We start from the raw sequence: 18,834 nt of genomic DNA, 5'->3' as shown, positions 1-18,834 counted from the left end.
AATAAATTGGTGCAACTATTTGTCTTATTGACCAATAACAACTTTTGGAAAACGAATAATCTTATCTCCCAATTTATACCCTTTTTCTACTACGTCAACCACTTTTCCTTTTAGTTCATCACCTGCAGGAATTTGTGTAATAGCTTCTGATAAATCCGCATTAAATACATCTCCACTTTGGATTACTACTTCTTCTAATCCTTTAGCCGCCAAAGTGTCAATTAATTTCGTCGAAATTAAACGCACTCCCGTTAGATGCTCACTTTCCCCTTGCTTTTCTAATTCTGATAAAGCACGGCTGAAATCGTCTAAAATCGGTAGCATGGCTGACATAACTTCTTCATTTGCCGTTTTAAACAATTCTAAACGCTCCTTAGAAGTACGGCGTTTGTAGTTTTCAAACTCAGCAAATAAACGCAAATACTTGTCTTTCTCTTCTGCAATTTTAGCATTCAACGTTTCCTCTACTGACGCTGTATCTGCAGCCGTCGTTTCAGTTTCTTGCGTATTTTCTGTGTTTAAATCCACTTCTTCCTTATTTATATCTTTATTTTCCATACTGATCGCATACTATTTATGTTGCTTTCTTTTAATCAAATCCTTTGCCAACTGTGTTTTTGTGTCATATTGACAGAAATAGTGACAGAGGTTTTTTTGGAGGTGAGGGGATGAGAAGGTGAGGGGGTGAGTTTTTTTTGCTTTTTTGCGAGAGGCTTTTTTGCAAATCGTCTTTAATCGATAAATCTTACAACTTCACGAAAAAACAAAAAAGCGACCTACATGTCATATAAGTTATGAGATAATCTTTTTCATAACAGATAATAGAAAACCAATTTACTTAAAAGCAAAAAACATCTTTACAAAAGAGAATTCACCCCAACGTAAGTCAAATAAAGAGTATCAAAAGAAAGGGTTGTACTTCGTGAGGTTTGCTCTTCGTGAGGTTTGCTCTTCGTGAGGTTCGTGCTTTGTGAGAGGCTTTTTGTGTGTGTGGTTATCGTCTCGTAATCCGCCCCCAGTATTTCTCCCCGACGAAGGAGGAACCGCATCTGTCACTCAACGTTAGTTATTCCCGTTCAGTAATAGGTGAGCGCTGGATGCGACCCTTCCTACGTCAGGGAGACATACTATTCGTGAGCGCGATCGGACTGGTAATTCCTTATAAAAAAGGAATGAACTTTCTATCACAGCGAATCTTACGACTTCACAAAAAACAAAAAAGCAACTTCACACTTTGTTAGGTTTGTGCTTTGTTTATCTAGTTACTTGGCAAATTGCCATTTGCCACTACGGGATTGTACCTCTCATCGTCTCATCATCTCATCATCTCATCATCTCATAACCCATCCCCCCTTCATACAGATTTTCAAGCGCTTGAGGCAAAATTGAAAAATGAAAAGTAAAGTCTAATTTCAGCAATTTAGCACAACTAATATATTGTCCTTCAGTGACCAACATTGCTTTTTCGCCTAATACTAGACGCAAGACCCATGCAGGAACAGCAGGCAACAACATTTTTCGTCCTACTGCTCGACTTACTTGTTTTGTAAATTGTTTATTGGTTTCTGGATTGGGTGCAACTGCATTAAATGCACCTTGTAGGTGATTATCCATGACAAAGAGGAAGATTCGTGCCAAATCTTGTAGGTGAATCCACGAATAATACTGCGTTCCTCTCCCTAAAGGTGAGGCGAGATAATATTTTGCCATCTGTTCGATATGGGGTAAAGCACCTCCTGCTCGTGACAAAACTAGACCAATGCGTAAAATCGCTACTGGTATGCCTAAGTTTTCAAAACGCCTGTTTTCTCCTTCCCATTGTTGAACTACTTTTCCCAAGAAATTCGTTGCGGGGGTATACTCTTCTTCTGTTTGGATATCGTCTAAAGTATCGTAAATACCTACTGCAGAAGCACAGATGATTTGCTTCACTTGATGGGGATGTTCACTGAGGAGTTGATAGAGGGTTTGAGAAGCCTCTACCCTACTATTGATAATCATTTTCTTGCCTTCTTTTGACCAAGAACCGTCAATCGAGCTACCAGCCAAATGGATGATGACCTCCACACCTGCTAAACAGGCCGGATCAATTTGACGTGTTTGGGGATTCCAATAAAAACCTTGGCAATTGGGTTGTGCATTAAGCTTATTTTGGGCTGTCGTCAAGAACACCACTTCGTCCCCCTTTGCCTGCAATTGCTTCAGCAATTCACTTCCAACTAATCCTGTGGCTCCTGTAACTAAAACTTTCATACCCTATGCTTTAAAAACTTATTTCTTTACTCGAACTTTTAACGTCCACTCAAAATTGAATACTGAAACTTCATCTCCTTTTTCATCTACTCCAACCGATTTCATCCATACTGTCACTCCTTCTTGTGTTTCAATTGCCTTTTGAATAGCCTCATCTAACAAATGTCCTTCGTTACAAGTAAACGAAATTTTCCCTGTGGCTTTCTTCACAAAAACAGAATTATTCTGTGCCACTAACATGGAAATGCGCTGACCGCTTTCACTGATCTTCTTCATAACTAAAGCGCCAGTAGACAATTCAGCAGCCATTGCTTGTACAGCGAAATACATGGAACGAAATGGATTTTGATTGACCCATTTGTGTCGTACCGTAGTCGTCGCAATCGTATCTGAAATACGTCGCAATCGCACGCCTGTCCAATAGGCCGATGGCAACTTAAAGAATAAAAACTTATTGATGGATGAAACCGAAAATTCCATAGTATGTCTATTTTTTTAATTCCCCTAAATATACAAAATTATACGGTTGATTGTAGTTTCAATGAAAATATAGCCTCCTGTTTTTCTTTTTCTTTCTAACGCACACCCTTAATTCGATTTAACAAATCAAGTTTAAAAACAAACATAAAACACTACAAACAAACCAATTACACCTATTTCAACTATACTATCACAAAACACTAATTGTTAAATTAAAGTTAATAATTAGTACTTTGCAATACATAGTACATGCTTTTAGCCATATCTTTGCATAAGATAAATCATTGAACCTATGAATAGTGAAAATACAAAAGCTCAAATGCGCAAGGGTATCTTGGAGTTCTGTATTCTATCCATTCTAAAAGAGCGCGATTATTATACCTCTGAAATATTAGAGGAGCTTAAAAAAGTAAAGCTTTTAGTGGTAGAAGGAACGGTATACCCTTTATTAACAAGACTCAAAAACGGAGATTTGTTAACCTATAGATGGGAAGAGTCCAATGCGGGACCACCGAGAAAGTATTACAAATTAACCGAAAAAGGGGAATTGTTTTTAGGAGAACTAACAGAAACATGGGAAGAATTAGCAAATGCTGTTCAAGAGATAACCACAAAAAATCAAGACAATGAATAGAACATTAACAATAAATATCGGTGGTTTAGTTTTTCACATTGAAGAGCAAGCCTACCAAAGACTGGATCAATACATCAAAGCGATCCGCAGATCGATTGCTATTGAAGAACAAGATGAAGTAGTGCAAGATATTGAATTGCGTATTGCTGAAATATTCAACTCTAAAATAACGACTACCAAACAAGTAATTACCTCTGAAGATGTAGAAGAAGTTATTCAAATCATGGGGCGTCCAGAAGATTACTCTATTGATGATGAGAACAATTACCAACATACTGAACAAACCTATTACAGAGAGAAGAAGTTATTTCGCGATACAGACAATCGCATTTTAGGTGGTGTTTTAGCAGGATTGGCTCATTACTTCAAAATCGATACGATTTGGGTTCGTCTGATCTTTATCTTCTTGGTTTTCTTCTATGGAACAGGAGTTCTCTTGTATTTTGTCTTGTGGATTATCATTCCCAGTGCAAAAACGGCTAGTGAAAAGCTGGATATGATGGGAGAACCTGTCAATATCGAAACCATTGAGCGCAAAATACGCGAAGGAGTGGACTATACGACAAGTAAGATCGATTCTATTGACTATGGTAAGTTCAAAACGCAAACGCAAAGAGCAACGAATCAAGGAACAAAAGTAATCCGTTATATCTTGGGAATTGGTTTTATCATTGTCTCTGTCATCGGTATGTTGATTAGCTTTTTTGTCAATTTGATGATTATTGTCAATACGAGTTTTATAATGAATGAATTCGATATCCCGTCTGACTTCATTGATCCCAACATCCCAAGATGGATACTGCATACCTTTATCAGCCTTATCACGTTCTTGCCCTTTATCATTATGTTGTTGTTAGGATTAAAATTACTCTACACCAATATGAAATACATTTGGATTACCGCCATCTCTATTTTTGTACTTTGGATTGGTAGTTTAATTGGATTATCCTTTATGATTATTAATGGAAACACAGACAAATTTATACGAAACGAGACGCGTTATGGATACACCTATACCTACTCTTCTGACGATAAAAACAGTACATTTGATGATGCCTTTTTATTTACAACGAGTAAGAATGTTGTTTTAGAATTGGATAACACTGTTCAAAACACAAGTGATTTAATGAATAAAATAGAAATTGTACCTTCATATCAAGAGGAGATTTATGGCAAACTAGGTAATACAGGACATCAGTACAAAAATGTAATACAAACTAAAGAAGAGGATACAACATTCACTATTGTAGTGACAGAAGAGCAATTAAAACTCAATCCTACTTTTACACTATATTTACCTATAGGAAAAAAGATTCAGCTGAACGACAAAGTAAAACCTTATTTATTTCAGGATCTTCAATCCAACATCAAACCAGGTACACACTGGTATGAGATGAAAGATGATTTTAATTTACACTGCACCGATTGCAACTAAAAAAAGGGAGCCAAATGGCTCCCTTTTATATTTTTAACTTAGATTACATCGTAGCTGCTTCATTTTGCGCATCGATAATCATTTGTTCATTCGCTTTAATTGCAAATTCTACACGGCGGTTTTTTGCTCTTCCTGCATCTGTATCATTACTTGCAATTGGATCAGCAATTCCCATTCCTTCTGTAGCTAAACGCTTATTTGAAACTCCATTTTGCATTAAATACGTCTTCACCGCATTTGCACGTTGTCTTGATAATTTCAAATTATACTCTTCTCTACCTGTATTATCTGTATATCCGAAAATACTGATATTTGTATTTGGATTTTCTTTGAATACGACAATCAACTTATCTAAATTTTGTTTCGCCTTGTCTGTCAAAGTAGCTTGATTCAAGTTAAAGTTCACTGAACTCTCCCCTAAGATCAATTTAATTCCTTCTCCTACACGTTCTACTTGAGCACCAGGAACGGTTTGTTCAATTTGACGTGCTTGCTTGTCCATATTGTTTCCAATAACACCACCAGCAGCTCCACCAATAACACCACCTAATACGGCTCCTAAAGCACTATTTCCACCTTTTCCGATATTATTTCCTAATATTCCTCCAATGATAGCGCCTCCAGCAGCTCCAATTGTAGCTCCTTTTTGTGTATTATTCGCATTTTTGACAGACTCACAGCTTGTCAGCGATAAAGAACCTACTAGCAAAGCTCCTGCTAATAAGGTTGTAGTTGTTTTTTTCATAATATTACCTTCTTGTTGATTCTTAATTTTTTACAAAGTGATATGTTACATCATACCCTTGTCCATCTACGTAAAAATAATCAATCAAATCAAAACTAGTAGCGGTTTGATTTTTAACCTTCATTTTATAACCTGTGGTTACGTTTTTTGCTTTTAATCCAGCATCGACAAATTTAAATTCAAATTCACCATTTGGATTAACGAACCACTTAAAGTTACTTTCAAACATAGGACATGAATTCCCTCCCATTAAACTCACCACGCCAGAGTTGTTGTTTGAAACAAATTTCCACTGACTTCCGTTGAAGCAATGAGCATCAGCAATATTAAAAGAAGTAACTTTCACAAATTCACCTCCGATATGAGAAACAGAAGTCAGTGTCCAATCTCCTTTAATTCCGTATTGCGACTGTTTATCCATCGTCGGTTTACAAGAGGCTAATGCCAAGCCTACAAAACTTAATAAAACTAACTTTTTCATAATTCTTCTATTTTTTACAATAATACAAACTTTCTAGGTATTAACAGATTTTACTGCCTAAAAAAGAATCAAATGACAAATTGACATCTATTTTTAGGTTGGTATCTTTTTTGTCTATTTTGTTGTACATAAATTTATTAAAAATAATAATACCAAAATAAATATGACATCTGGAAAAATTAATGTTACTGTAGAGAATATCTTTCCTCTGATTAAAAAGTTCTTGTATAGTGATCACGAGATATTCTTAAGAGAGTTAGTTTCAAATGCAACTGATGCTACATTGAAGTTAAAACACCTAACGAGTATTGGTGAGGCAAATGTAGAATATGGCAATCCTATTATTGAGGTTAAAATCGACAAAGACAACAAAAAACTTCACCTCATCGACCAAGGAATTGGTATGACGAAAGAAGAAGTTGAGAAATACATCAATCAGGTTGCTTTCTCTGGTGCGGAAGAGTTCTTAGAAAAATACAAAGACAGCGCCAAAGATACAGGAATCATCGGGCATTTTGGATTGGGATTCTATTCTGCTTTTATGGTAGCAGACAAAGTAGAAATCATTACTAAATCGTTCAAAGATGCACCAGCTGCACATTGGACGTGTGATGGAAGTCCGGAGTACACCCTAGAAGAATCGGATAAACAAGAAAGAGGAACAGAAATTATTCTGCACATTGCAGAAGATTCGCTTGACTTCTTAGAGGATTACAAAATCCGTGAGCTTTTAACGAAATACAATAAATTCATGCCTGTGCCAATTAAATTTGGAACGCATGAAGAAGGAGAAGGTGATGATAAAGTAGAAGTGGATACCATCATCAATAACCCTACTCCAGCTTGGACAAAACAACCGGCTGATTTAACGGATGAAGACTACAAAAACTTCTACCGTGAATTGTATCCGATGCAGTTTGAAGAGCCTTTATTCCATATTCACTTGAATGTGGACTATCCATTTAACTTAACTGGAATCTTGTATTTCCCTAAGTTAAGTGTGGATATGCAAATGCAAAAAGACAAAATCCAATTGTACCAAAACCAGGTATTTGTAACGGATAATGTAGAAGGAATTGTTCCTGACTTCTTAACGATGTTAAAAGGGGTAATTGATTCACCAGATATTCCGTTAAACGTGTCGCGTTCGTACTTACAAGCGGATGGTAACGTGAAGAAAATCTCCAACTACATCACGCGTAAAGTTGCGGATAAATTAAAATCGCTATTCAACGAGAATAGAGCTGATTTTGAAAGCAAGTGGAACGATATTAAAGTGGTGTTGGAATATGGAATGTTGTCTGAAGAGAAATTTGCTGAGAAAGCAGGTGCTTTTATGTTGTATCCAACAACAGACAATACCTACTATACGATAGAGGAATTAAAAGAAGCAACGAAGGATTTACAAACAGACAAAGACGGTAACCTTGTTGTTTTATATACGTCAAATAAAGATGCGCAACACAGCTACATCAGTGCTGCCAAAGAAAAAGGATACCAAGTAATCGTTATGGACTCTCCTATCGTTTCTCACTTAATTCAAAAATTAGAAAGTGAGAATGAGAAAATGACCTTTGCTCGTGTGGATGCGGATCACATCAATAACTTAATTAAGAAAGAAGAAAACTCAATTTCTAAGTTATCAGAAGAAGAGCAAACTACGTTGCAATCGTTCATTGAACAAGTGGTACCGAAAGAAAAATACACGGTAAAACTAGAATCAATGGACAGTCAGGATGCGCCATTAATCTTGACTCAACCTGAATTCATGCGTCGTATGAAAGAGATGAGTCAATCAGGTGGTGGTGGAATGTTCGGTATGGGTAATTTCCCAGAGATGTACAATTTAGTGGTGAATACCAACTCGGAATTTGCTTCTAAAATCTTGAACAATACCAATGAAGCAGAACGTACAACGGCTTTCAGTCAAGCCTTAGATTTAGCGAAATTATCGCAAGGATTGTTGAAAGGAGAAGAGCTTACGGCATTCGTGAAAAGAAATTTTGAAAAACTGTAAGTAGTTGAAAAAACTATTTTCAAGTATACTTAAAAACCCCGTCTCAAAAAGGCGGGGTTTTATTTTTCTAGGCTTTTTAGACTTATTTATTTTAAAAATCATTTAAAGTTTTGAACTTGCCTTTGATAGAACTTCAATTGCCTCACAGTAAAAACCAATGCAGTCATTTTCATATTCCTCAATTTGAAAATTGACATTCTCCCAACCATTAGCTGAGACATCTAGAATTTCAAACCCAAAAGCGGGTTGCAAGGAATCACCTTCAAAATTCAATTTAACCTGTGTACAATTTTGAAATTGTACTTCAACGGCAACGAATACCTCTTCTCTATTGGGCCATCCCTTTCCTTCTTCCTTTTCTTGACACAAAAACGTAATGATTATATCTTTTTTGGACCAAACAAGAGACTGAATAAAAGCTACAGTTGTTGGTCGCCAATTGTTATTTTTAAATGTTATCATTTTAAATGAACTTAAATCTATATTTATTCTCGATTCCCTGTACTTATATAACTCAAAACTTGATACAAACCTTGAAATGGTTTTCCTTTTTCTACTTGTATGATATAGTCAATGCCAGATTTAACTTTGACTAACATAAATCAATAGGGACTAAACCAACTAAATTAACCATTTCAAACTACAATTTGATAAAAACAGAAGAACAAAAACTACATTTACACTCTTTTTTCTCTTTCCCCCTCCCTAGACATTTGTCCTATACCTCCAAAAAAATAATACCTACCTTTGCGCGGTTAAAAGTAGAGCAATGAAAGAACAAAATTTGATAAAAGGCGTATTTTTAGTAGCCATTGGAGCATCTAGCTTTGGTATGTTGGCTTCCTTTGTAAAATTAGCCTATTCTCACGGTTATACAACAGCCGAGGTAACCCTATCTCAAGTGTTACTAGGGTTAATTGGTATGTTTATCATCAATCTGATTCGCAAGAAACAACCCAATGAAGTAACCGCAACCAAAAAAGACATCCGCAACCTTATTTTAGCAGGTACCTCTATGGGGTTCACTTCGGTATTATACTATATGGCGGTAAGTTATATTGATGCTTCTATCGCTGTAGTATTATTAATGCAATCGGTATGGATTGGCGTAGTCATAGAAAGTGTGGTAACCAAACAATTCCCAAGCTTGCTTAAAATTATAGCTGTTGCGTTAATCTTATTCGGAACAGTACTAGCAACCAATGTATTAGCCAATGAAATTGAATTGGATTACAGAGGAGTTATCTTTGGTTTTCTAGCTTCGTGTTCTTTTGCCACAACCATGTTTGCTTCTAATGTAGTTGCTAATCATTTGGCGGCTCCTAAGCGAAGCTTATTCATGTTATGCGGTGCTACAGCCATCGTTTTAATCTTTTGTTTTATTACGCAAATCGGTCCTAACAACTCCAATGCAATGCTGTCTTTTTATCAGCTATTTACAGATAATACTACAGGAATTCGCGACTTTGATTGGAGTATTTTTTACTCTTGGGGATTATTATTAGCTCTTTTTGGTACCATCCTGCCTCCAATTTTCTTGAATATGGGATTCCCTCATACAGGAGTTGGTTTAGGAAGTATTGTTGCTTCTATTGAATTACCCGTATCCGTAACCGTTGCCTTTATGGTCTTACAAGAACAAGTAGTTTTAATTCAATGGTTGGGGATTTTATTGATTTTAAGCGCTATTTTCTTAATGAATAGTCGTTTAATTTTCAAGAAAAAACAGGCCTTAACCTAGTCTTTATACACCTAAAAAAATATATAGAAGTCTTTGTATCAAATACAAAGACTTTTTTTTATTTATACTATACACTATTTTACATTCACTAAAAGTAGTGATATTGTTTTTCTGTGGTTTTATCTACATTTGTTGTACAATAAAAACACACAGTAAGATGTACAAAAAATTATTACCTATTGCCTTGTTATTCTCTTCTGCTATCTACAGCCAGACAGCAAAAGACACCTTATGGGTAAATGCTTATGATGAAACAACCACAAAAGCATTGGCTTCTTCCTTTAGAGTTTCGAAACCTTTCAAACAAAAAAAGGGATATGAAGAAATTACGACCTACAACAAAGAAACAAAAGCAATTGAAATCAAAGGAATCGGTAGTTTTGATTCCAATAAAACGATTTCTTATGATGGGAAAGTTACCTACTATAATGCAGATGGATCGATTAATTTCGATATGTTTTTTGAAGAAGGAAATGCAATAAAAATTACTTCTACTGATCCTTTTACACAAGAAGAATATACGTTAACCTATGAGAATGGTTACCCATACGATGGAACGATGGTTCAGTTATACAAAAATTCGTATTTCTACTATGTGATTAATGAAGGCGTGTATTTGTCTTACATCTATGTCAACAAGGACAATGCAAATGAGAAGTACTTATTTACATTTGATGACGACAACAATATCATTGATGAGCAATTTATCAATGCAGCAGGAGAAACTATCTTTTCTGCTAATTATGAAGGGGGAGCTGTTCAAGATGGTACCTCTATTATTTTAGATTATGATACATTCCGTCCTCTTGCTACAAATACTTATGTGGATGGTGTTAATACAGCGTCGACGTACTATTTTAAATCAGGAGAAGTAAAATACAAAACAACAGCTACATCTACTCAAACGACTACTGTTTTCTATGATGAGAAAGGCAAAGTAATCGGTACATACAAAGCGGATTTAGATACGTATGGTTCAGAAACGAATCAAGAGGGAATCTATTTGTTCTATAATGAATATACAGAAACTCCAGATACGCCAACAAGCCAATCTGAATACAAGAAAGGAAGTCTAGTAAAGGAAACTATTTTCTATGATCAACCGACTGCTTTCGTTCCTAAATCAACTAAATTCTACAAAGGAGATTACTACCTTGAGAAAATTGAATATTTCAATACGGACGGAAGCAAAAAAGGAGAGTTAATCTACAATGAAGATGGTTACACTCCTCAAAACGGTGTTTTATATGATGATGAGTCAATTACAACCTATAAAGACGGTATTTTAGTGGAGAAAAAATCTTTTTATTCATCTGGAGAAATTTTTGAAGATGCAACAGAATTTACTTCGACTTACTACAACAAAAAAGGAGCAGTCATTGGTAAATTACAATCTAAAAAAGGAACGTATGGCTATACAGAACCTTTCCAAGGGGATTTCATTACATTGAGTAATGACGAAATTGGCACTAAAATTTCGTATGACAAAGGTCGAGTTGTTTATTCAGCTACTTATGAACCTTATCCATCGTATGACAGTAAACCAATACTGAGAGAGGAAGTATACACACCATTAAATGGAACTTCGAAACGTGTATTTTATACCAGACAAGGGAAAAAAAGTAGAGAAGAGTTATTCAATAAGAATGACTATGATGAAACTATTTTAAAAGTGACTTACTTTGATGCTAAAGGTAAAGTAACTGGTGTTTTTGACAACATTGAAAAAGAAGGAACTTATTATACGTTCTTTGACAATGATGCCATTGAATCTACAAGTACATATAGCAAAGGAGAGTTGGTTTACAAAAAAGAATATGCGAACAAAAACGGATCTTATAGTACCGAAATTGATCCTTATTTAGCTTCTGAAATCAACTACAACAAAGAAGGTGTTTTCTATGATATGGAAGGCAATCAAACAGCCAAAGCTTCTTATAAAGCAGGAAAACCATATACAGGAACGGTTAGCGCTTATGATGGTTATGCTACGACAATCACAACTTATGAAAAAGGATTAAAAGAGGGAATTGAAACCTTCAAAAGTGATTATGCAGATTATATAGCAACAAAAACCTACTATAAAGCAGGGGAAATTGTAAAAGAGGAAAACTATGTAGATAGCTACTTACAATCCTCTAAAGTATATAAAGATGGTGAATTACATGGGCCTGCAAAATTTTATGATGAAGAAGGAGAACTAGTTGCTACGTTAGAATACAAAGAGGGTTATGCGCACAACGGAACTTCAATTTCGTATGGTTATGAGGGCAATACGTACACAACATATGAAAATGGATTAATTACCTATGACAAAACGGTTAGTACGTTAACAGGATTAATACTATCTGAAGAAACCGTAGCAGCAGATGGAACGATTCAAAAAAACATATACGATGAAAACGAATCTTTAGTTTACCAATATGGTTTGAAAGATTACGCATTACACGGTACTTGTACGTACTTTGAAAAAGGAAAAGCAAAATACAAAAGTACTTTTAAAGAAGGTCGTTTCGTAGAAGGAACAGTTGCACTAAAAACATGGGGAGATCCATATAGTTACTACGACTATGATGATACTACTTATTTTGTGTGTACTCTTCAAAAAAACAGCATGACTATCCAACGCGTAGCGAAGGATACAAACAAAGTTGTTTTTGAATTAACAAGTAAGCTTAAAAAAGGAAAAATGGAAGACAATCCTGTTTTCCAAAATAAGATTGACAGTACAAATCTTTATCCAGACGATAATAATACTGCGTATTAAAACACAAAGGTCATCCCTAGGGATGACCTTTTTTTATGCTAGTAATTCTTTGATGAATTATAATAATCATAGGTTCTTCTTTCATTCAGTTCTTTTTGTTCTTCAATAAATTCTTGTGGAAGAACTTTCAAGAAAGAAGGATGTTGTTCAATAGCCATTTCAATTTGTTCTACAATTTGATCAATGCTATCATTTTCATAATTAATTTGCAAAGGTTCTTTAATCACCATGGATTGCAATATTCCTTTCTTTTTCAGGTGTAATCCTTTCTTGTCAAACGATCGTCGGAAACCATCAATAACAATCGGTACGACAATCGGCTTATAATTCTTAATAATGTGCGCGGTTCCTTTTCGGATTGGTTTGAATGATTTGGTCGTTCCTTGTGGAAATGTAATCACCCAACCATCATCTAGGGCTATTTTAATATTCTCGACTTGACCTTGATCTACTTCTCTTTTTTCATCAATATCCACCCCTTGACTTCTCCACGTACGATCCACCTTCACTGCGCCTACATAAGCCATAATACGCGGTAAAATACCCGATTTCATTGTCTCTGCTGCCGCTACATAGTACAGGTTTAATTTGGGTTTCCAGATATACATGATGTTTTTAATCGAATTATCTCGCCCCTTTAAACTGGCATTAAACACGTGATACATCGCTACCACGTCAGCAAAATAGGTTTGGTGATTGGATATAAACAATACATTTTTATCGGGTAAACGGCGTAAAATCTCTGAACCTTCGATTTGTAAATCGTTAAACCCTCTATAACGTTGATGGGTTAAAAATCCAAACGTTCTAATGATCCATTTTTTTAGCCATAAAATATGTCCAAATGGATTCCTCTTAAATAATCCCATACTCCTTCATCCTGATTAATGAACAACAAATTTAATGCTTTTCCGTGTTGCTTATGGTTAAAATTTGCTAATTGCATCTTAACGTGGTGTTTTAAGCGCTATTTTCAACGTTTCTTTGAGTTCACTCAACATCATCGCTGTAGCCCCCCAGATGGTATAGTTCTTGTAAATAAAGGCCGGTACATGCGTCCAAGACGCATAGCTTGTTTTCATTTGCACCTCTTGGATTAATTGATCTTGTAACAAGATATCCAAGGGCAGTTCAATAATATTCGCTACTTCAAAGTCATCCGGAGTAAAAGACAGCTCCTTCTGTGAAATACCCAAATATGGTTGTACATAGAAATTACTAGGTGGAATATAAATTTTAGTATACGGTTGAATAATTTGTATATCTCGGTCTACAATCCCTACTTCTTCCTGTGTTTCTCGCAGTGCTGTATGCACTAAATCGACATCTTCTTGTTCGTACTTTCCTCCTGGAAATCCTACTTGCCCTGAATGAACGCCTTTGTAGGTCGCGCGTTCAATGAGAAGCACATGGGTTTTCTGTCCTTTGGGATACAACAACATCATCACAGCAGATTCTCTGGGGTTGCGTTCCTCAAAATCATCTGCATACAAATAAGGGATCCTTTCTACGGGGATCATCAGGCGATGCGCATCAATACCCGCAGGGGTTGCACCTTTAATTTGCTCGATCTTATGCAAAAAAGAATCAAATGTCATAGATTTGCTTTATCAAATAAACATGTACCTAAATTTACGACTTTATCAATCATGTATAGTAAAGAAGATGCTAAAAGAATAAAAAAAGAATTTTGGATTCAATTTGCCGCTGAATATCCAAGAAAGTGGTTGTTGCACAATACCAAAATTAAAGATGTTTCTTTTAAGTTTTATGCAGACAATAAAAAAGCAGAAGTACTCCTTGATATTGAACCAAGAGATGAAGAGAAGAGAACCATTTATTACGAGAAAATAGAATCGCTTCGAACAATCCTATTGGAAGAGCATCTACCTGATGCCCTATTTGAACGCAACTACTACCTCGAAAACGGAAAATTAATCAGTCGCATTTGGGTTTCATTAGACCATGTTTCTATTAATAATCCAAAGACTTGGGAAAATATTTTTGAATTTTTCAACGAAAAAATGACAGCATTCGAAATTTTCTTTTACGAATACGAAGATTATATCCGAGATTTAGAAATAAATACTTAACTTTTCCGTTACAATACTAGTTCGTTCGAAAAAAACTCCATGCTAAGATTTATCTCGTTTTTCGTTTTCATTTGTCTCGCCTTGCAAGTCAGTTTTGCACAGGTTAGACCTGTATTGAAAGTAGATACTGTCATACCGAAAGTGGATAGTCTTCAAATGAAAAAATTACCTTTTCAAGTAGAAAAGGATACAACACAAATTTTTTCTAACTTAAAAGAGAAGAACAAAGGAAGTAAGATTGGTCGTTTATTCAACAGGCTAGTATACAAAAGCAACAAGCGATTGGTTGCACATGCGCCGGAAGTTCAGGTCAATCGACACTTGGATCGTGGAGAGGGAAAAATCATTCGCAACATCAATATTACAACGTTAGATCCTTTTGGCTATTCCGAAAAAGACTCCCTCAAAAAACCAACAAAATCGTTGGAAATATGGGGGAATCGCGCACACTTGAAGACGAAGAAATTTACAATTCGAAACTTTTTACTCTTTACTGAAGGGGATGTTTTTGACTCCTTGAAGGTGAAAGAATCGGAGCGTTTAATTCGTACACAACGCTATGTTCGCCGTGTATTAATTACTGCTGTCCCAACCTCATCACCGGATTCCGTTGATGTATCCATTCGAGAATTGGATTCTTGGACTATTTACCCAAGTGGATCTATCTCTACTTCTTCCATGCGACTTAAATTAACTGATCGAAACTTCGGAGGTTTTGGACATGATGTAACCGTACAATACATTACGCGTTTCAAAGAAAATCGCCAAGGGGCTTATTTTAGTTATTCCGTAAATAACATTCAGAACACCTTTATCCGCTCCAATATTTTATTCAATCAAGATGCTTGGGGTAATTATGTCAAGGGAGTTTCACTCAATCGTCCTTTCTATTCCCCTTATGCCAAATGGGCAGGAGGTGTAAGTGCACAGCAGCGCTTTAGGCGTGATTCACTCCCCGATCAGAATATGAAATACAGCTTGGAGTCTGTCAAATACAATACCTATGACTATTGGGCTGGGTATTCTATTCCGGTAGAAACCAAGAGTCCTATTATAACGAATTTGCGTACTTCCCTTCGTTTTGTCAAGGAAAACTACCACAAAACGCCAGGGAAAGAATACGATCCTTATGATTACTACCGCGATCAACGCTTGTATTTAGCTTCGGTCAGCTTAACCTCCACCAATTATATCCAAGATCGATTCATTTTCAATTACGATATCATTGAAGACGTTCAAGTAGGTAAGATCTTAGCTTTAACAGGTGGGATGCGCGATAAATACAATAAAAGACGCGCTTATTTTGGTGCTCGATTTGCTATGGGTGGGTACACCAAATTAGGCTATTTTGCCGGTAATATCGAATGGGGAGGCCATTTTCACGGCGGAAAAACGGAACAGGCCGCCTTCCGATTGGAAGGAACTTATTTCACTCGACTCTTTGTTTGGGGCGATTGGAGGTTCCGTCATTTCTTTGTTCCTCAATTGGTTGTCGGATCACATCGCTATGATCACATTGGAGATGAACTGAGAATAGAAGGTATTATTCAAGGAATACGCGCACAAAAGATTACAGGAACAAAGCGACTTTCGCTGGCCTATCAATGGCAATCTTACGCTCCTTATGAGTGGAAGGGATTTCGCTTTAACCCCTATTTTAGCTTCGAAGGAGCTTTTATCGGAGATAGTAGTAATCGCTTGCTCGATCCTAAGCTTTACTCTCGCTTTAGTTTAGGTTTGGTAGCGAATAATGATTACCTCGTATTTAGTAAAGTAACGGTGTCGTTGGTGTATTATCCAACCATGCCTGATTCTGGGAATAGTGTATTCCGCGCAAATTCTGTTCAATATAACATGGAACTGCCTAATTTCAATTATGACAGACCGCAAACGGTTTCTTATTATTAGGTTGTGGGTTATGATGAGAGGGTGAGATGATGAGAGGGTGAGTTAAGAGTTAAAGGTTATGATTGAACGTCTCTAAATAGGGATTGACCGTTTTCAAACATTAATTTCATTATTAAATATAAAAACAAATGGTTTGTAGAAAGTACTTTCTACAAACCATTTGTTTTTATATTCAACAGGAGATATTTTTCTTATTGAATTATGTGGTCTTTTATTATAGTATTAATTGGTTACTTTTTTACAGTTTTTTTAATTCCAATAAATTTTACAGGTTTTCGGTATTATAAATAATCATTTGTAATGGTTCTTTTAATACGCTCAGCGTAAACGTTATCTTGAGCAGAAGCAGAAAGAGCCATATTTATTTGATTATTAGTGTTTTTTATGGAGTTAGAGGTCATGGAACTCTTAACCCATAACTCTTAACCCATAACTCTTAACCCTTAACTCTTAACTCTTAACCCTTAACCCATAACCCACAAACTATCTACCCAATTTCGCTTGAAAGCGTTCTAATTTATTTTCTTCAGCCAAATGGCGAATAATTTTTTCTTCTACTGCGGTCCATTCAATATGACGGCGACTCATCACAATTTGCATCGTTTTGATGGCTTTATCAACATCATATACATCGTCTAAGTCTTTGCCTCCCCAAGTAAAGCTTGGTAAAAACGTTTTTGGAAAACCTCCTCCAAAAATACTACAAGCTACTCCAACTACGGTTCCTGTATTGAACATGGTATTGATTCCACTTTTACTGTGGTCCCCCATCATCAATCCACAAAACTGCAAACCTGTATTTTCAACCGCCTGAGTTTCATAGCTCCATAATTTTACTGGTGCATAATTATTCTTCAAGTTTGAATTATTTGTATCTGCTCCTAGGTTACACCACTCTCCAAGTACTGAATTCCCCAAGAAACCATCATGTCCTTTATTTGAATAACCAAACATTACAGAATTGCTCACCTCACCACCTACTCTACACTCGGGTCCGATTGTCGTAGCACCGTAGATTTTAGCTCCCATTTTTACTTGAGCCCCTTCACACAAAGCAAAAGGTCCGCGAATAATAGCCCCTTCCATGATTTCAGTATTCTTTCCAATGTAAATAGGACCTGTAGTTGCATTTAGGGTAACAAAGTTCAATACCGCTCCTTCTTCAATGAATACCTGTTCACGACCAAGTACCTGAACGGTTGCAGGAATAGGTTCTGAAATACGATCTTCAGTCAACAAGGCATAATCTTGACGGATAGCTGCGTCGTTGTATTGAAAAATATCCCAGGTATGTTCAATCTTAATCAATGAACCTGAAAAATCAAGGATTTCATATTCATCAAAATCAATATCCTCTTGTTCTTCTTCTGTAAAGAAAGCTACAATATCTTCCTGGTATCCAATCGCTTGATTAGGCTTTAGTTCTTGAATCAACTCCACCAACTGCTCATTAGGCAAGAACGCGCTATTAATCATAATATTTTGTTCTGTTTCAACCATGGGAAACTTAGCTTCTAAGTATTCCTCCGTTACTGTAGTCGTGGTATATCCCAAATATTTCTCCCATTTCTCGCGAATGGTTAAAATTCCTACGCGGATATCCGCTACGGGTCTTGTAAAAGTGAAAGGCAATAAGGCATTTCTTACCTCTCCATCAAATAAAATATAATTCATAACACTTTGTATCAATTCATAGATTAGTCAAAGTTAATCGAATCTGTTAAAAAAACAGCACTTTTTAATCAGATATAAGCAAAAAAAAACCTTCCAATTACTTGGAAGGTTTTCGTTATCTTAAATAAATTCAGACTATTTGTTGAATTTAGCGTATTTGTTTTTGAATTTATCGATACGTCCTGCAGTATCAATAAGTTTAGATTTACCTGTGTAGAATGGGTGAGATGTACGAGAGATCTCCATTTTGAACACTGGGTATTCTACTCCATCAACTTCAATTGTTTCTTTTGTATCAACTGTTGATTTTGTAATGAATACGTCTTCATTTGACATATCTTTAAATGCTACTAATCTGTAATTTTCTGGGTGAATACCTTTTTTCATGATAAATCTTGTTTAAAAAATTGAGCTATTCTCTATTTCGAAGCTTCCTGTTCTCAAGAAAGGTGTAAACGTTGAATAACTTTTGGGTTATACTTATTTTATTAAGCATGCAAATTTACAATTTAATTTGAAACTACAAATTTTTTTATTGGTTTTTTTGTTGGGTTGGAAGTTAGAAGTTATGGGTTAGAAGTTAGGAATTGGAAGTTATGGGCACTC

At 35.8% G+C, this 18,834-nt stretch carries 17 protein-coding genes; 7 read left to right on the top strand and 10 right to left on the bottom strand.

Annotated elements, in window-relative coordinates; translation table 11 throughout:
- Window positions 1–24 precede the first annotated feature (24 nt).
- The 3 genes from ACUTSE_RS07045 to ACUTSE_RS07035 all read right to left on the bottom strand — a co-directional run bounded on the left by ACUTSE_RS07045 (window position 25) and on the right by ACUTSE_RS07035 (window position 2,733).
- Entirely contained in the window at window positions 25–558 is a 534-nt protein-coding gene (locus tag ACUTSE_RS07045) for a nucleotide exchange factor GrpE (protein ID WP_445639688.1), read from the bottom strand.
- A 765-nt stretch (window positions 559–1,323) separates the two neighbouring features.
- Entirely contained in the window at window positions 1,324–2,253 is a 930-nt protein-coding gene (locus ACUTSE_RS07040; protein WP_445639687.1) for a TIGR01777 family oxidoreductase, read from the bottom strand.
- A gap of 18 nt (window positions 2,254–2,271) precedes the next feature.
- Window positions 2,272–2,733 (bottom strand): DUF4442 domain-containing protein, encoded by a 462-nt coding sequence (locus ACUTSE_RS07035; RefSeq protein ID WP_445639686.1) that lies wholly within the window; start codon window positions 2,731–2,733, stop codon window positions 2,272–2,274.
- 292 nt (window positions 2,734–3,025) lie between these two features.
- On the opposite strand from ACUTSE_RS07035, the gene ACUTSE_RS07030 reads away from it, so the two are divergent.
- A complete protein-coding gene (locus ACUTSE_RS07030; RefSeq protein ID WP_002986792.1) occupies window positions 3,026–3,367 on the top strand; it encodes a PadR family transcriptional regulator in 342 nt (113 codons plus the stop codon).
- Window positions 3,360–4,802, top strand: a complete 1,443-nt coding sequence (locus ACUTSE_RS07025) for a PspC domain-containing protein (protein WP_445639685.1) — start codon at window positions 3,360–3,362, stop codon at window positions 4,800–4,802. Before ACUTSE_RS07030 ends, ACUTSE_RS07025 begins: the two co-directional genes overlap by 8 nt.
- Window positions 4,803–4,845: 43 nt before the next feature.
- Here the strand turns inward: ACUTSE_RS07025 and ACUTSE_RS07020 are convergent, their stop codons facing one another.
- Both ACUTSE_RS07020 and ACUTSE_RS07015 read right to left on the bottom strand, forming a co-directional pair.
- The gene (locus tag ACUTSE_RS07020; RefSeq protein ID WP_060873752.1) at window positions 4,846–5,547 is read right to left on the bottom strand and encodes an OmpA family protein; all 702 of its coding nucleotides are present in this window, start codon (window positions 5,545–5,547) and stop codon (window positions 4,846–4,848) included.
- Window positions 5,548–5,569: 22 nt separating this feature from the next.
- On the bottom strand, window positions 5,570–6,028 hold the full coding sequence (locus tag ACUTSE_RS07015; protein WP_002986797.1) for a lipocalin family protein: 459 nt from the start codon (window positions 6,026–6,028) through the stop codon (window positions 5,570–5,572).
- Window positions 6,029–6,191: 163 nt separating this feature from the next.
- Here ACUTSE_RS07015 and htpG point away from each other — a divergent pair, with 163 nt between their 5' ends.
- A complete protein-coding gene (gene htpG / locus ACUTSE_RS07010; RefSeq protein WP_002986798.1) occupies window positions 6,192–8,045 on the top strand; it encodes a molecular chaperone HtpG in 1,854 nt (617 codons plus the stop codon).
- Window positions 8,046–8,147: 102 nt separating this feature from the next.
- Here the strand turns inward: htpG and ACUTSE_RS07005 are convergent, their stop codons facing one another.
- The gene (locus tag ACUTSE_RS07005) at window positions 8,148–8,507 is read right to left on the bottom strand and encodes a hypothetical protein (protein ID WP_445639684.1); all 360 of its coding nucleotides are present in this window, start codon (window positions 8,505–8,507) and stop codon (window positions 8,148–8,150) included.
- 307 nt (window positions 8,508–8,814) lie between these two features.
- Here ACUTSE_RS07005 and ACUTSE_RS07000 point away from each other — a divergent pair, with 307 nt between their 5' ends.
- Complete coding sequence (locus tag ACUTSE_RS07000; RefSeq protein ID WP_445639683.1) at window positions 8,815–9,786, top strand: EamA family transporter; 972 nt, start codon at window positions 8,815–8,817, stop codon at window positions 9,784–9,786.
- A 157-nt stretch (window positions 9,787–9,943) separates the two neighbouring features.
- Window positions 9,944–12,553 carry a hypothetical protein gene (locus ACUTSE_RS06995; protein ID WP_445639682.1) on the top strand — a complete coding sequence of 870 codons (2,610 nt, stop codon included), beginning with the start codon at window positions 9,944–9,946 and terminating at the stop codon, window positions 12,551–12,553.
- Between the two features lie 38 nt (window positions 12,554–12,591).
- On the opposite strand, the gene ACUTSE_RS06990 is transcribed toward ACUTSE_RS06995, so the two are convergent.
- Window positions 12,592–13,422, bottom strand: coding sequence for a lysophospholipid acyltransferase family protein (locus ACUTSE_RS06990; protein WP_445639681.1), 831 nt, complete (start codon window positions 13,420–13,422; stop codon window positions 12,592–12,594).
- Between the two features lie 78 nt (window positions 13,423–13,500).
- Entirely contained in the window at window positions 13,501–14,151 is a 651-nt protein-coding gene (locus ACUTSE_RS06985) for an NUDIX hydrolase (protein WP_445639680.1), read from the bottom strand.
- Window positions 14,152–14,202: 51 nt separating this feature from the next.
- Between ACUTSE_RS06985 and ACUTSE_RS06980 the strand changes: the two genes are divergently transcribed.
- Window positions 14,203–14,646 carry a DUF4268 domain-containing protein gene (locus ACUTSE_RS06980; protein ID WP_002986812.1) on the top strand — a complete coding sequence of 148 codons (444 nt, stop codon included), beginning with the start codon at window positions 14,203–14,205 and terminating at the stop codon, window positions 14,644–14,646.
- A gap of 39 nt (window positions 14,647–14,685) precedes the next feature.
- Window positions 14,686–16,554, top strand: coding sequence for a hypothetical protein (locus tag ACUTSE_RS06975; RefSeq protein ID WP_445639679.1), 1,869 nt, complete (start codon window positions 14,686–14,688; stop codon window positions 16,552–16,554).
- A gap of 483 nt (window positions 16,555–17,037) precedes the next feature.
- Here the strand turns inward: ACUTSE_RS06975 and ACUTSE_RS06970 are convergent, their stop codons facing one another.
- Both ACUTSE_RS06970 and ACUTSE_RS06965 read right to left on the bottom strand, forming a co-directional pair.
- Entirely contained in the window at window positions 17,038–18,228 is a 1,191-nt protein-coding gene (locus tag ACUTSE_RS06970) for a GlmU family protein (protein WP_445639678.1), read from the bottom strand.
- Between the two features lie 135 nt (window positions 18,229–18,363).
- Window positions 18,364–18,615 (bottom strand): type B 50S ribosomal protein L31, encoded by a 252-nt coding sequence (locus ACUTSE_RS06965; RefSeq protein ID WP_115091190.1) that lies wholly within the window; start codon window positions 18,613–18,615, stop codon window positions 18,364–18,366.
- Window positions 18,616–18,834: the final 219 nt, after the last annotated feature.

Source organism: Myroides sp. TSA_177.3, from assembly GCF_052691955.1.
The sequence above is the reverse complement of the archived record's forward strand: the minus strand, read 5'-3'. Positions and strand labels throughout refer to the sequence as shown.